The 14,088-nt window shown below is 54.7% G+C and carries 16 protein-coding genes; 4 read left to right on the forward strand and 12 right to left on the reverse strand.

Annotation, left to right across the window (positions count from 1 at the left end):
• The first annotated feature begins 592 nt into the window (after positions 1–592).
• Both Q352_RS0101750 and Q352_RS23170 read left to right on the forward strand, forming a co-directional pair.
• A complete protein-coding gene (locus Q352_RS0101750; RefSeq protein WP_028497839.1) occupies positions 593–2,305 on the forward strand; it encodes a hypothetical protein in 1,713 nt (570 codons plus the stop codon).
• 612 nt (positions 2,306–2,917) lie between these two features.
• Positions 2,918–3,625 (forward strand): hypothetical protein, encoded by a 708-nt coding sequence (locus tag Q352_RS23170; protein WP_156952448.1) that lies wholly within the window; start codon positions 2,918–2,920, stop codon positions 3,623–3,625.
• 14 nt (positions 3,626–3,639) lie between these two features.
• Here Q352_RS23170 and Q352_RS0101760 read toward each other — a convergent pair whose 3' ends face one another.
• The 9 genes from Q352_RS0101760 to traJ form a co-directional block, all read right to left on the reverse strand.
• Complete coding sequence (locus Q352_RS0101760) at positions 3,640–4,494, reverse strand: IS3 family transposase (protein WP_036384732.1); 855 nt, start codon at positions 4,492–4,494, stop codon at positions 3,640–3,642.
• Positions 4,491–4,763 (reverse strand): transposase, encoded by a 273-nt coding sequence (locus Q352_RS24555; RefSeq protein WP_505757333.1) that lies wholly within the window; start codon positions 4,761–4,763, stop codon positions 4,491–4,493. Before Q352_RS24555 ends, Q352_RS0101760 begins: the two co-directional genes overlap by 4 nt.
• Before the next feature lie 318 nt (positions 4,764–5,081).
• Entirely contained in the window at positions 5,082–5,798 is a 717-nt protein-coding gene (locus Q352_RS0101775) for a hypothetical protein (RefSeq protein ID WP_028497843.1), read from the reverse strand.
• Positions 5,791–6,969 (reverse strand): AAA family ATPase, encoded by a 1,179-nt coding sequence (locus Q352_RS0101780; protein ID WP_028497844.1) that lies wholly within the window; start codon positions 6,967–6,969, stop codon positions 5,791–5,793. Before Q352_RS0101780 ends, Q352_RS0101775 begins: the two co-directional genes overlap by 8 nt.
• Before the next feature lie 194 nt (positions 6,970–7,163).
• Complete coding sequence (locus tag Q352_RS23175) at positions 7,164–7,454, reverse strand: hypothetical protein (RefSeq protein WP_156952449.1); 291 nt, start codon at positions 7,452–7,454, stop codon at positions 7,164–7,166.
• Positions 7,455–7,577: 123 nt separating this feature from the next.
• Entirely contained in the window at positions 7,578–7,808 is a 231-nt protein-coding gene (locus Q352_RS0101785; protein ID WP_028497845.1) for a type I toxin-antitoxin system ptaRNA1 family toxin, read from the reverse strand.
• A 66-nt stretch (positions 7,809–7,874) separates the two neighbouring features.
• On the reverse strand, positions 7,875–9,512 hold the full coding sequence (gene trbL, locus Q352_RS19480; protein WP_211249584.1) for a P-type conjugative transfer protein TrbL: 1,638 nt from the start codon (positions 9,510–9,512) through the stop codon (positions 7,875–7,877).
• A 5-nt stretch (positions 9,513–9,517) separates the two neighbouring features.
• On the reverse strand, positions 9,518–9,805 hold the full coding sequence (gene trbK / locus Q352_RS22595; protein ID WP_028497846.1) for an entry exclusion lipoprotein TrbK: 288 nt from the start codon (positions 9,803–9,805) through the stop codon (positions 9,518–9,520).
• 34 nt (positions 9,806–9,839) lie between these two features.
• Complete coding sequence (traJ, locus tag Q352_RS0101800) at positions 9,840–10,211, reverse strand: conjugal transfer transcriptional regulator TraJ (protein ID WP_028497847.1); 372 nt, start codon at positions 10,209–10,211, stop codon at positions 9,840–9,842.
• A 657-nt stretch (positions 10,212–10,868) separates the two neighbouring features.
• Between traJ and Q352_RS0101810 the strand changes: the two genes are divergently transcribed.
• Together Q352_RS0101810 and Q352_RS0101815 are read left to right on the forward strand one after the other, a co-directional pair.
• On the forward strand, positions 10,869–11,606 hold the full coding sequence (locus Q352_RS0101810) for a hypothetical protein (protein ID WP_036384735.1): 738 nt from the start codon (positions 10,869–10,871) through the stop codon (positions 11,604–11,606).
• A 502-nt stretch (positions 11,607–12,108) separates the two neighbouring features.
• Positions 12,109–12,378, forward strand: coding sequence for a type II toxin-antitoxin system RelB/DinJ family antitoxin (locus Q352_RS0101815; RefSeq protein WP_028497850.1), 270 nt, complete (start codon positions 12,109–12,111; stop codon positions 12,376–12,378).
• A 373-nt stretch (positions 12,379–12,751) separates the two neighbouring features.
• Here the strand turns inward: Q352_RS0101815 and Q352_RS0101820 are convergent, their stop codons facing one another.
• The 3 genes from Q352_RS0101820 to Q352_RS22600 form a co-directional block, all read right to left on the reverse strand.
• Positions 12,752–13,516: a hypothetical protein gene (locus Q352_RS0101820; protein ID WP_028497851.1), complete on the reverse strand. Its 765-nt coding sequence runs from the start codon at positions 13,514–13,516 to the stop codon at positions 12,752–12,754.
• Complete coding sequence (locus tag Q352_RS19485) at positions 13,503–13,766, reverse strand: P-loop NTPase family protein (RefSeq protein ID WP_244879551.1); 264 nt, start codon at positions 13,764–13,766, stop codon at positions 13,503–13,505. The genes Q352_RS0101820 and Q352_RS19485 overlap by 14 nt, the downstream gene beginning before the upstream one ends.
• Before the next feature lie 46 nt (positions 13,767–13,812).
• On the reverse strand, positions 13,813–14,088 hold a 276-nt coding region (locus tag Q352_RS22600; RefSeq protein WP_156952450.1), incomplete at its 5' end, for an integrase core domain-containing protein.

Genomic DNA, 14,088 nt, shown 5'->3' on the forward strand with positions numbered 1-14,088 from the left:
GACAGATCACATCCGCTGCAGAACAGCCAGTGCCTTTCCACTGAAAGAACGGCAGGGCGTGGCGCAAATTGCCCCCAATTCGTAGGCTTCGGACTAATACCATACCAGTTGATGCATACGCCCTTGGTATTGGCGCCACCTTACCTGTGACACCTGACTCGATTCCATAAAAAATGCCATTGATAACGCAATAAGCATCATCAATGGCACGATAGATATCAATTAAAATCAAATACTTAGAAAACAGCCTCACTCCCACTTAATGATAAATAAACAGTAACAACCCTTATACAACAACAGGTTACAAACAATCCACTATCAAATGCCATTAAAAATACCATGCAAAGAAAAAGCACATCAGAGCATGAGCAGCATCGTAGCGGACTGTCAAAGAACCCCCGAGCTTTAAGGGCTGCGTTGTACTGTTTCCAGTTGATAGCTCGATAGCAGGGCTTGCGGGGCTGACTCATGCAGCAAGCCTACCGCTTGAAGGGCAACGATTTATGCAACAACGCCTTTTTGATAAGGATCTAATTGCCAGCGTCCTATGCTATATTTGATTCAAATTGTAAAATAATGGAATAGGTGCAGCATGAGTTTCTTCGATAAATTCAGCGCGGACAAGTTGAAAGATGCGGCTGCAGCTGCCAAAAAGAAGCTTGATGACGCAGCAAGCGAAATTGCGGCCAAAGGCGCAGAGGCGGCAACCGCCGCGTCACAAATGGTCAAAGACTTCGATTATCAAGAAGCGCAAGCAACTGCTAAGCGGACTGCGTCAAACATTGCGGACCAGGCGGGTAATGCTACAACAAAGGCTATCGATGCAGTCATGGAACATGACTATGCGGGCACTCGTGACTATCTTGCAGATCAGGCCGTCAAGGCGAGCTATGGCGTTGCGAACATGAAAGACAGTGCAGTCGATGCCGTACAGAATTTCGACCTGAACGAAACAACAGAAGCCGCTATAAAACTTTCCAAGCAATCAGTAAGCAAGCTCAACCGCATGTTCCGCGATACGCTAGAACTGGATAAGACCACGTTCGACATGGTCAACGACGTTAAAAAACGTCTACCTACCCCAGCGAGCTCCGTGGACGACATCTACGAGCAATGCCGCAAAGAATCAATTCGACGCGCGATCGCTGCTTTTATGCTAGGAGGCATCCTAGATGAAAAAAGTGCAGCTAAATATGGCAAGCTGACTGACGACTACGATACCTATCGACACGAAAAACAGGGCACGTTTGGTGACTACTCCCACGCAAAGCCCTCTGATAAAACGCCGAACGACACGGTTTTCCAGAATGACTACAACCCGGATGAACCTTTGGTCTATGAACGAGATAAGGCTACTATTGTCTCGGTCGATCACATCACATCAAGAAAAGAAATCTTCTCTTCTCAGCTGTTGAAAATGGGCCTGACCGATGAACAGTTGGGTAAGGTCGTGAACGACCCCGGCAATCTGAAGTACATGCACCGAAGCATCAACAGCCAAAAGGGTGAGGCTGACCTGTATGACTGGCTGTCCGCGAATTCCAAGCCACATCCTACCGATGACGGTAAGTTGATCGTGACGGTCAAGGGAACAGGTAAAGAGCATGTCATCGACAAAAAGGCGATCGATAAAATTTATGCAGAGAGCAAGCAGGTTATCCGCTCTGCAAAAATCCAAGCCGTCAAAGAGATCGGTACCACTGTTGCCCTCACTGGCGCGACCATGGCCGCACAACAGGTCGTGGGCCTGATTGTGGTGGAGACCATTGACGTGTTCATGGACGAACTGAAACGCATGAAGTTTGTCTCCGAAGAAGGAATTGTTGAGGAGATGAAGCTCAGCAAGAATCGCCTGAGCGCTGAACTCGCCAAGCGTTTTGAAGAACGTCAAATTTGGTCGCGTGCGAAATCGCTGGGCATCGAGGCTGGCGTAGCAGGCGCCATGAGCGTGATACCTCAGATTCTCATTTCTTTGGTATTGAAGATGCCTTCATTTGTCTTTGCGCTGATTCGTGAGAGCACCCTCAGCGTTGTGCGTGCAATCCGTATCGTTACCAGCAATGAGCCAGACAAATTGGTGGCCTTGCAAGTCGTGATTATGGGCGCGGCATCGGCTGTTGCCGGCATTTACGCCCAACGGGTTATTAGCCAAGGCATTGCCGCAGTGCCATTACTGAATAAATTCAACTCGCAAGTCTCCTCAGTCCTGTCAGGGGTGATTGTCACCGCTGTCCCCTTGGCCGCGATTTACACGTTCGAGCAAAACAAATCAAAGTTGGTGCTAAAGCTGGTCGGCCCCAAGTAGCAGAAAGCCACTATGCAAAATAAAGAGGCCTGCCAAAACAACTGGCGGGCCTTTTTGTAATCTGAGAGCACTATGCTGGGGGCATGATGAGTTTGAATATGCCAGCCTCAAACTGCGCAGGTTCGGATTGGCTCATTCGCAGACATTCGTCTGCGGATGGTCTGTCTCCGATAGAGTTCGAGAGACGTAATCCTGTGCCGTCTAGGAAAGGCTCGTCGATTCATTTCCTAGATGATTTCTGACTTCACGCGGTTGCTTCATCACTTTCACTAAAAGGACTGCTCGTCGGCAAAGAGCGGGCATTCATATTGCAGAGGCGATGGGCAGCAAACATTGCAGAATAGTCAGTGCCTTCCACTTACAGAACAGCAGGACACAGCGCAAATTGTCCCCAATTTGCAGGCTTTTGACAAATACCATGCCAGTCACTGGATGTGCTCTTGGCATCAGCGTTACCCAACTTGTGACACCTGACTCGATGCCATAAAAAATGCCATTGATAACGCAAAAAACATCATCAATGGCACGTTAAATATTATTTAAATCAGGTGGTTATAAAAAACCCTCACTCCCACTCAGTCATCAACGAGAAACAAAAGCCATTATCCGTCAATGAGTAAAGACGGAATTGCTTTCGATGCCACGAAAAACACCATGTTAAGAAAATTTCTTCTTGGCATCAAAATCAAGCATTCCCGACGAGAGACCAAAGAGGTGTTTGGGTGGGCTGACACCGTCAGCCTATGCGAAGCAGTTAGCCGGAAAACCGGCTACATTAATCCCCGGGCTCTAAAGCTGAGTGCTACTGAATCCGGGGTGACGTCGCATTTTTCGTTTGCTGTTTTGTCCATGGCAATAAAAACAGCACCCAAAGGTGCCTTGTGTGATTTGGTCATTTTGTTACAGGTATCTGTCTGCGTACTCATAGGTGCGCAACCGTTCGAGCTTGAGCATCTCTCTTTTTTGGTCAATGCTCAGTCGCTGCAAGATGGTCTCGCCCGCTACAGCCTCATATTCCACCGGGCGACGATTCCGATATACATCGAAGAAACCGATGCCGGGAATATCGTCCTTGTTCCTCATTACACAGGTAACAATGGCGTCGGAAAGGTCCGCAAGTTTTTCTCCGGCAGCTTCGAGCGTTCGATGGATGTCTGCTTTAAACAGATTCTCCCCCCCAAATTCTTTAGGGCTAAGGTCGTCAAAGAGTTTGTAAAACTGACTGTAGCTCACGGTTGTTTTTGCCTTGAGGGCATCAAGCAGCAGGCTGACGACCTTACCCTTATGCGAAGCAATCATCTTTTCTATCCAATCATTTAATGACCTCCACCCGACTAACCGAGCGGTCTAAGCTGGAGATTTCCGGCTTCAAGATGGGCTAGCCGGAACTCGCTGGGAGTCCGGTCGCCCAGCGAACTGTGCGGCCTGAATTCGTTGTAATCCTGCCGCCAACGCTCGATCTTGTCACGCGCATCAGCCAGCGACAGAAACCAATGCACATTCAGGCACTCATCCCGCAGACTGCCGTTGAACGACTCGATGAAGGCATTATCCGTGGGTTTCCCGGGCCGCGAGAAGTCCAGCGTGACGCCTTGTTCGTACGCCCATTGGTCCAGCACCACCGAAATGAATTCACTGCCGTTGTCGACCTGAATCCGTTGCGGCGTCCCGCGCAAGGCTTGCACATGCTGCATCGTCGCGACTACGTCCGCGGCTTTCAGGGCGAAATCCACCGTGATCGCCAGGCTTTCCCGGCTAAAATTATCCACTACAGTTAACGCCCGGATCTTTTGGCCGTTGAACAGCTGATCGGCGACGAAATCCATGTTCCAGCACGCATTCACGTTGGAGACGGCCGGCCGCGCCTGGCGATGCGCAGCGGTCACGCGTCGTCTGGGGCGTTTGCGCCGCAGGTTCAGACCTTCCTCGCAGTAGATCCGGTAGGTCTTCATGTGATTGATCAGCCAGCCCTCGCGCCGCAGCAGGACATGGATGCGGCACGCGCCGTAGCGAATGCGCGTAGCGGCAATCTCGCGGATTCGCTGCCGTTCCGCACGATCGTCACGAGGGTGAGGGCGATAAAAATAAGTGCCTTGCCGCAGTTGAACGACAGCGGTGGCGCGGCGAATGCTGACGCGGTACGCGTCGATCAGGAAGTTGGCCAGCTCGCGTTTGCGAGCCGGCTTCACAGCTTTTTTGGATGACTTCCTGCAGCATCTGCTTGTCCAGGCTCAGGTCGGCCACCATGCGCTTGAGCCGGGCATTCTCTTCTTCCAGCTGCTTCAAGCGGCGCAGCTCGCTGACGCCGAGGCCACCGTACTTCTTCTTCCAGTTGTAGAAGGTGGCCTGTGGCCTCGGAGATGCCCATCTTGCGGCAGACCTCCGCGACCGTGGTGCCCGACTCCGCCTGGCGCAGCGCGAAGGCAATCTGCTCTTCCGTGAACTTCGATTTTTTCATGACAAATCTCCTGCCCGGATGGGCTCAAATTTGCCAGAAATCTCTACTTCTCACCGCTACGGTTTTTCGGGAGGAGGTCACCAGTTGCCGCGCAGCACGCTTCCCGTGCCAGTTCAAGCCGTACTTCTCTTCGGCGTCGGTCACCGTCGCGTCGCCCACCAGCGCCTTCAGCACGTCCTAGTTGACGGTCGGGCCGTTCGGCCCCTCGGTCACCAGCTCCGGGAACAGGGTCTTGAGCTGGGCTACGTTGGCGGCCGTCAGATCAGCACTCTGACTTTCAGGTGCCCCGGGTTCAATTCTTTGCATGCTCATGTGTTGTCAAGGGAAGGCGGCTCGGATGGCCAGGTCAAAGGTATGGGCGCGCGAACAGAGTCCGGTCACAGTAGTCCAGTGCTGGGTCACCGCTGCTGCAGCATTCAAGCGGCTCTCCCGCTTTTTCTTGTCGACTTTCAGTGCCAAGGGCAATCGTCGCAGTCGGTCTTCGATGTCGGCGCAACATTCCAGATCTGCCTGGAGCGGGTGGCCCTCTGGCAACTTGGCTGCGGCTTGCCAGGCACCCGTGTTCATGGCTGGGATGCACACCACGGTCTTCGCGCCGGGTGTGGCGGGGCTCAACCAAGACAGAAGCACCGTAAACAAGGCATCTTGAGGGAGCGACGCCGGTGGGCAAACAGTTGCGCACGGCAAGGGCCCCCAGCCACGGGCTGCAGCCTCGGCATCCGTGAAGGGCGGGCGAAGTTGGCTGTACGCGAAGGTCGCCACGTCGGCGTCCAGTTGCAGCACCACGCCATCGAAGTTCGACAAGGTGGGATCGGCTTCGACTGGCCGACCGCCTGGTTGGCACCGTGCGGCAAGCTGGTGGCACCACTTCAAGACGCCGCCCCAGCCGGCACCCATATCGGGCTTGGTCGCTTCAGGCTGCAGCTGCGTCAGTACGAAGCTACGTGGGGCAAGAATGACCTTCAGCGCTGCATCGATCACCTCGCGTTCTGTCGCGCCTTCCGCGACAAGCGCAATCCGCAGCGGGTTAGACATTGGGCACCGCTCCCAGGTGGCCCATCATCCACAGGCGTGAAAGCGGGTACTCGCGGTTCTGCGCCCTCAGCTCAGGCGTTGGCACCAGCCGCTGGTAGACGGTGTGCCCGTTGCTGTCTCGATCCACGGCAAATAGCCGCACGTCGTCGTTCTCCAGGTCCAGGCCATCCAGAACCGCTGGATTGTGAGCGGTGAACATCAGCTGTCGGGGCGCGGCGGCGTTGCCGAGCCAACCAGCCAGACGCGAAGTCAAGGCGGTCACCAACCTGGGGTTCAAGGCCTGGTCGAGGTTGTCGATGGCAATCAGACCAGGGCCGCGAGCAGACAGACAAAGCGCAGCGGTGAACAGCACGTACAACACGCCCTCGCTGGCGTCAAAAGCCGTCAGCTCATTGCGATTGCTCGCCATGAAGCGGTCCTTGAACTTCAGGACTTCCTGGCTGCGTGACACCGATGGGGACAGCAAGGACTGCACGCTGCGCGATGCGGTGACATCAACAGCCCAGTCGGCCAGGCCCAGCAGATCGTCCATGACCTCGTTCTGGGCTTCGTCGCTCCACTTCCGCAGGTTGGCCACGGCCTCGGCCAATCGCCCACCAGCCAGGCCCACCGGCTCGCGTGTTTGCGGGTCAGGTACCAGGCCGCGGAGCGTTGGCGTATTGGGACAGTAGATCGCGAACTGCTGCAACTGCTGTAAGAGGCGAGTGGCCGAACTGTCGGTGGGCAGGGTCACCATGCTCACGGCGGCCAAACCGGCCTTTGGATTGAGGTTGCCTCGGCTGCGCACACCGTCTGTCACGATGGTCTCGACGCCATCGGTCAAGGTCTCGGTCTTGAAGGACCAGGCTGGCTCAGGAGATTCCAGTGGATTCAGCAAGCTGACCCGGTAGGTAGCGCCGGCTTGGCCAATCGCTTCAAGTCCGATATGCGGCAGGCTGCGGAAGTCCTGAAAGGACGACTTGAAGAGGCGTGGCAGGCCCGGGCGTACGCCCCGCCGCAGCAATGCCTCGTCATCGACAGTGCCATTGGCAGCTGCTCCGAGGACGCCTACAGCCTCAAGGATATTGCTCTTTCCTACCCCGTTGGCTCCGATGAAGCAATTCACCACGCCCAGCTCGATGTCCAGTTCGGTAATGGACTTGAATCCCCGGATCTTGAGTTGTCTGATCATCGCGTTCTCCTGTAGCCGATCCGTTGATTCATTGACAGTTGCCGGACGTTGAAAAATTGATGGGAATTTTAACAGATCAAGGTGTTTGTGGCGGCCCGTTAGCATGCAGTCCAGCGGTGTCTAGGAAACCACCGTTTGTTGGACCGTAGTAGTAATCCACTGCCGCCATCTAGTTGAGAGCTACCCGCGACGTTTCAAATAAATGTGGGACCGCCTCCATCCTGTCCGTCATCTGGCTCGGGGCATGCAGCTCTCCACGCTTCCCCGGTGGCAAAACGTTGGGCTACTTTTTGTGCTTCGAACTCGGCCATTCGCCTCTCTCGTTCCTCTGGCGGCAGGCTGCGCCATATGGCTCGCGCTTTACGGTTGTGTGCATCGATTTGTGCCACTTCCTGCCGGAATGTCTCTTCGACGTTTCCCTCCCCGAAACAAGAAAATGATTTCAGCGTAAGCGTGCCATCCGCATTGAATGTGCGACGTGTCATTTTTTTACTCCGTTTCCTCTTGGCTGAGCTGCTCGCGGCGAGTTTGGCCATGCAGCCTGAAGTTGTCGCTTCTGAAATGACAAGAGCGACCGCTGGCCGCCCTTGTTGCTTTTGATGTGCAGCCTACTCAGCGGAGAGTGACTGCCGTACTGCACCCAAGGCCTTGCTGAAGTCATCTCGTGTCACTCGGCCCGTCTCCGCTTGGTAGAACACAACCATGAAGACATTGGCGACGGCCTCGGCCAGTGGCCCGAGTTGTTGTGCCGTGTCCTGGTCAATCCAGTCCAGGGTAATGAGTAGTGCTGCTGCGTGCTGCACTGCTTGTGTTGCTTCTGTTACATGTGTGGGTGTCATGGTTCACCTTTCCTTTCAGGAACTGAGTGGAAGTACCGGCCGGTCATGCCCGGTTAATGCACTTTTTCACGCTGATGCTGAGCGATTCACGAAGTTCGCCACTTCAGGGGCGACGTTCGATTCATCCCTACCTTGTGAAGAGGCGCTGCCTTGCATTGCTTTCATCGCAGCAGCTCGGCCAGATAGGTGTTCTTGATAAGTCGGGGTGACACCACCCTCTCTGCTGCCTTGCGCGCTGTTGCCGTCGAATGGCGGTTCCTGATCAGCGTCAGAGTCGCTGTTTTGAGTGCTGTTCTGCGAGCCTTGTGCATTGATCGCAGCGGCGATCTTCCCGCCAGTGGTATCCGCAATCCGTTCTGCAGCCGCCTCGCGCATGCTGGCTGCCTTTTCCCCTGAGACTTGTGCCGTTCCCTTGGCCAAGTTCGCGCCAGCATCGGCCGCAATGCGTCCCGCCTTACTCATGGCTGCTGCAGCCGAGGCAAACATGCCTTTCCCGTCACCCCTGGAGCCGCCGCTATCGCTGCTGTCAGAACCGCCCCCGGCAAATCCTGCGGCTTGTGCAAATGGTGTGTCGCCGGTGCTGGCATTGTCTCCGTCGCTATAACCGGTCCCACCATCACCGCTGCCGCCAGCTCCCGAGAACGTCGACATGATGTCGGTGCCGGCCGATACGTTCTCGCTGGCCTTCGAGAACGCTGCCATAATTGCTGAGGCGCCTCCACCAATGCTGGATGCGCTACTCATCGCGGCTGCCCCTGCCATGCTTGCTGCATTAGCTACGACACTGCTCCCGTTCATTGCGGCACCGAAAGCTGCGCCTGCACCAAAATTACCGATGCCGCCACTACCTACGCTTGCACCAGTGATAATCCCGGCAAGGAGGGGGGGGATTTTATCTGTCAGGCCAAGCAGCACGACTGTGACAATCAGCATCACGCTCATCTCCTTGAGGCTGATGCCTTCGCTCATCTGACCGTAGTAGTTATCGAGGAACGTTTTGGCGATACCTACCAGCAGCACCATGCTAAACAGTTGTGCACCAACCCCCAGCGCGGTCTTGTAGTAGTTGATTGCCATGTCGGACGTCCAGCGTGATCCGCCGAAGCCGAGGAAAAAGACCCCGCCATAGGCCAGTACCCATGCTGAGCAGAGCAGTAGCAGCATGTTGACGCCGACCAGGGCCAGAATGACCAGGATCGCCAGGGCCAGGAGCATGCCGATCCCACTGTCTACCGGAGACCAGACCGAGGACTGATCCGCAACCTTGTCCCAGATCGCAAAGCCCACATCAACGATGCCTGACGGCGAAATGTTGTTGCTCAACCCCGTGGCTTTGCTGGCGAGTAGCCGCATGGACGAGTAGATGGACGAAGCGAATGCAGGCCCGTTGCTCAGTAGCCACCAGAAGAAGCCAGTAAAGATAGTGAAGCGCAGGAACTCGGCAAAGAACTCCTGCAGGTCCGCCTTACGCAGGGCCATCATGCCAAATGTCCAGACCATAGAGATCAGAACCAGCGTCCAGAACAGCCACGAGGCGGCGGCGGTCGTGACGCCTCCCCAACTGCTGGCGGCCGATGAGTAGCGGTCCAGCACGCTGTCGAATACCCCGGCATTCTCAAGTGCGGCGTGCGCATCGACGGCGAAGAGCGCCAGCCAGGTGATCAGCAGCCCGGTGACGGTTTTAAGGTTGGCTGGCATCTTCATGTCAGTCACCACTTACGCGGCTTGCTGGGGGCGGAGGCTCCCCCACGGCGCAGGCACAAGGAGGCAAACGCCTGCTGATTCCCCTTGTCCTCGATCTTGGCAAAGTTCGCCGATTTGCAGTTTTCATCGTTCACGTCCGGTAAGGACGCTGGGGTTGGCTTGTTGCTGCAAGCAGCAAGCCAACCTACCACGATGGTAAATGCGGCCAGCTTGGTATATCGGTGTTTTAACGGAATCCTCTGAGTCTGCAAATGTTTTCCGTGACTGTGGTCATACTTGTTCTGGTTTCTCATGTACTTACCTTTCTTTATTTAGCCGCTAAAATATTCAAGACTTGGCTTTCGGTAGAACTACAGATTTCATGGTCTGGCTCATTTCGTCCTGGGTTTTTTTGATGCGATCCAATAGGGCAAGGATCGTGTCGTTACCGAAGTGAAGAGTGCGGACGTCGTCAGTCAACCAGAGCTTGAGCAAGCCACCAAGCCGGCCAAGATCGCCATTGATGCGTATCAGCTCTCGTACGTAGTGGTGGTCCATGACGCCCTTGACTTGATATCCCTGACCTACATCGCGTAGATAACGAGCGACACTAATGCCCGCTCTCTTGGCGTTTTCTTCGATGATTTCGCGCTCTTCAGGGAGGCAGTACACCTTGATGGCTGGACTGCTCTTCCGCGTAATTTTTCTCTCATTGCTCATTAGCTCTCCTGTCGGCGGTAGCCGGTAGCCTCGCAGAGCAGGAGACCCGTTGAGTGCCTCCGGCGCGAATAAGGGGATGTGAAGTAGGAACACCGGCTTTCCGGTGGGCCTACTTCACACATCCTGCCCGCCTTTCAGCGTCGATTACGCCAAGAATAAAATCAGACCAACATCCGATTTGTCAGTGAAGCAAAGAATTGCGAGAAAATCGGGATGAAACCGTGATAGTCGGGGTTGGTTTGCCCTGGAATCGGGGAAAAATCGGGAAAACGAAAAATATTCTTGGTAGCCCCTTCTGGATGCCTGGGGGCAATGTCCTTTCTAGGTTCTCTGGCCGATAAGCACACTGGCTACTACCTCGACCGGGAAGTACATCCGGCGTCCCACATAGAATTTATGAGCATTTAGCTTGTGTGCCCATGCCTCTTTGGGGTTAAGCAAAGCCATCCGAAGGCCTTCCGGCCTCCTGCTCAAGGCCATGGCTAGCTGCTCCAGTGTCATTACCGCGCCGTACTGCTCTTTCAAAATTTCAAATGCCGAGTTCATTGCGTGGACCTGCTTAATAACAACTGAGGTTGATGCGTGAATTATTGGCTGAACTGGGTTAAAGTGATAGTGCAAATTATCGGTTGTTTTCTTACTAGGAGAAATTGCCCTATGGCTCGACCTACACGGAGTGAAACTGAGCGCCGTCGTGACGGAATGCGCGCTGCGGCAGTCATGCATGAATTGGCCTTGCGTGTGGGGGCGGAAAACCCACATCAATTTGCAGGGTATTTTGATCGACTGACAATGATGACAACGCAGGCTACGGGAAAATGGCGGTTAAATTTTAGCGGTGATAAGGCACTGTCAGCTCAGCAGCTTTATCTGTTGGCCAGAGTTGACGCGGATGTGGTTCACTTGCATCAGAACGGACCGGATGATCTATGGCGGGCAATGTGGGGCGACGTGCATATGCTATGGCAGCTATGTCGTACACGTCTGATCAGTGCGGGGCCAGTTCTAGATGACAGAATCTGGGAAAAAATCGAAAATGGGTGCGGCAGTGAGAGAGACTTTCTACTGACGATGGCCGAGTTTGAGGGGGAGTTTCTCTTGGCCGAGTTCTATGGAGTGACACCTGTGTTCCGTCACTTGACGGAGTCAATTGCACTTTACCGATTACACCGTGAAATGAGCGCAATCATCCCTCTTGGAATGGATGGGGCTGGTGTCGCTCGATGTGTTCGCTTGTGCCTTGAAGAGAAAACTATCGCGGAAAAACTGCAACGACTTGGTGTGCTCGACGGTGTTTGGGAAGAGTTGGCTGCAGTGGTAGGCATGCAGGGGGAGCGGATGCTGGCAGAGGATAGATGGGATATTCTCGCGTCAAAGCTGGATTGGATTGGGTAAAGATCGGGTCATACGGCAGCATTTTTAAATCCTATCGCGCTCTTGATATTTTATGCTTTCGACATTTTCTGGCGTTGGCCTGAGTTGGGGTAGGGCACACTACCTGATAGATTGCTCCATTGCCTGATAGAAGATAAATCGCCCCCCCCTCTCTCTTTTTGAGAGGCCCGGCCCTGTCCTCAGGATCAGCCTGCTGCTCGGTATGCCTGGTCTCTTGGTATTTTAGCCGCTAAAATTTTTCTGAGCATGCGCTCAGAAGCGGGCTTCTATATTGTAGGTCCAGTCAAGGTTGGGTTTACGCCAAAAGGAAGGTTTAGCCGAAGTGTTAGCCGAGAGTGCATCTCTGGTAAAAAATCCGTATACGCTTGAAAATTTTGGCTCTGGCATTTTTAACCCTATTTTTTCAAAGTTGAAGAGGCAGGTTTGTACGGATAAAGATTTGGAATGTGGCCTCAATGAGGCTCACAATACAGGGTTCTGAATCGCCCCCAGGAGAATTGTCATGGGCACCATTGCCGACACCTACATTTGCGCCCGTGTTGATACCCAGATTAAGGAGAGTGCCGCAAGTGTGCTCGAAGCGATGGACTTGTCGATTTCCGATGCCATCCGCCTTCTGATGCAGCACATCGCCGATGAACGTCGGTTGCCTTTCAACGTGAAGGTGCCTAACACCGTCACGAAAAAAGCCATTGCTGAACTGGAGGCGGGCAGGGGTAAGAAGCTCTCCAGTGTGAATGATTTGATGACGGACTTGCACATGGGAGATTGAGAGGTTTCCCATGTTTAGGCCCAGCTATAAACCTGAAACTAACACCGTTCCACTTCCTGAACGGTCTAGTGTTCGCCTCGCTAGGCTAGACATAAACAGAAAGGGGAGCAGGTGAAACTCAGTGACCTTTAGCGGCTACCTTCACTTCCTGGCGTTCAACTATCGGCCTCTGGCCGATTGATCAAGCCCATCGGGGCTTGACCGACAAGGTGTAAGCGCCCGCCTCAAGCGGGCGCTTACACCGCCTGGATATCCTGAAATATCCTGAATATCCTGCCAAAACCGCAAAATATCGGGCCGCTGTGGCACACCCTCGGGCCGCTGTGGCACACCCTCGGGCCGGTGTGGCACACCCTCGGGCCGGTGTGGCACGCTATCGGGCCGCTGTGACACGCTTTACCCTGTCTGTGGCATCTATTTCGATACCGATTTCGATCAACCCGACGGCATCATCCTTCAAGCGTCGCCGATAATTTCGCAGCATCATGCTGTTGATCGCCTCGCCTCCTACGGCACGAATCAAGGTGTCCAGGTGCCAGCCTCCTGCCGGATCGTGTCTGTGGGTGAGCACATGCCGTGCAAGCGCCTGACTGATCCCGTGTTGTAGCCGGGCAATGGGGGCAGGCGGGTAGTACAAAGACAAATCCCTTTCCAGCAACATCACTAGGGCAACTCCCAGCCGGACGCGCCACAAATGGCGCTCGCCGCCGGTAAGCGGATCACGGCGTGTCATGGGTGATGGCCTAACGTGATCAATCAGGCCGCCAATGATGCTGTCACCGGTGCTCTCCATTTTCGGCGTCACGATTTCTACCGTGGCAGCCCGCAGGTCGGTCAGCAGCTTCTTGATGCGGTCGTGGCTGTACTGGTGATCGGATAGCATCCGGCGCAGCTTCGCCGGATCAATCAGCAGCTCGATGCCGCCGTCCGATATTTCGCGGCGGCGCTCCGCCACATACAACATGGATTCCACAATATCGGCATGACGTTGACCCAGCCTGCCGGTTACACGGCATCGACCGAAACCGGTGTCTATCCACTGCCCGGCACGTTCCCGTGGGCGCTGGCTGGGCTGATAGATCATCACTCGTGCCTGCAAGGCCGTGCTGGTCGGGGCGACCTGATTACCAGTTGTCATTACCGCCCCTCGCTACGAATTTCAGCTTCGCGGGCGACTGGCGCTTCAGTCGCTCAAGTACAGCCGGCTTGAGTACGCCGCCCTCGTGCCGCCGTAACCAACATTCCTGAAAAGGTGCACCGTAGTTTGCTTTGCTGACGCCATAGCGGACAAAGAACCCCCGCTGTCCTTCATCAACACCCCATTCCTCGGCCTCGGCCTGCGTCATACCGGCCAGATACGACTGCCAGCGAATGTTATCGACCAGCACCGATGATCCACGGCTGGCCTTGACCTTCCCCCGCCCGGTATCCCAGTCATAAATTAGCAATCAGGACTGGTTGTGGATGGTTTTTCTCCCGGTATTCGACCGGGGTCAGGTAGCCCAGCGCACTATGTGGCCGAGCGGCGTTGTAATCCTGGCGCCAGGCTTCGATTTTCTGCTTGGCATCATGCAGGTTCCGAAAGACATGCTGGTTCAGACACTCTTCCCGAAACCGGCCATTGAAGCTTTCGATATGTGCATTGTCTACCGGCTTTCCCGGCCGAATGAATTGCAATCGAACTCCTCTTCGGCAGGCCCATTCATCAAG

This window comes from Microvirgula aerodenitrificans DSM 15089 (assembly GCF_000620105.1).
GTDB lineage: Bacteria > Pseudomonadota > Gammaproteobacteria > Burkholderiales > Aquaspirillaceae > Microvirgula > Microvirgula aerodenitrificans.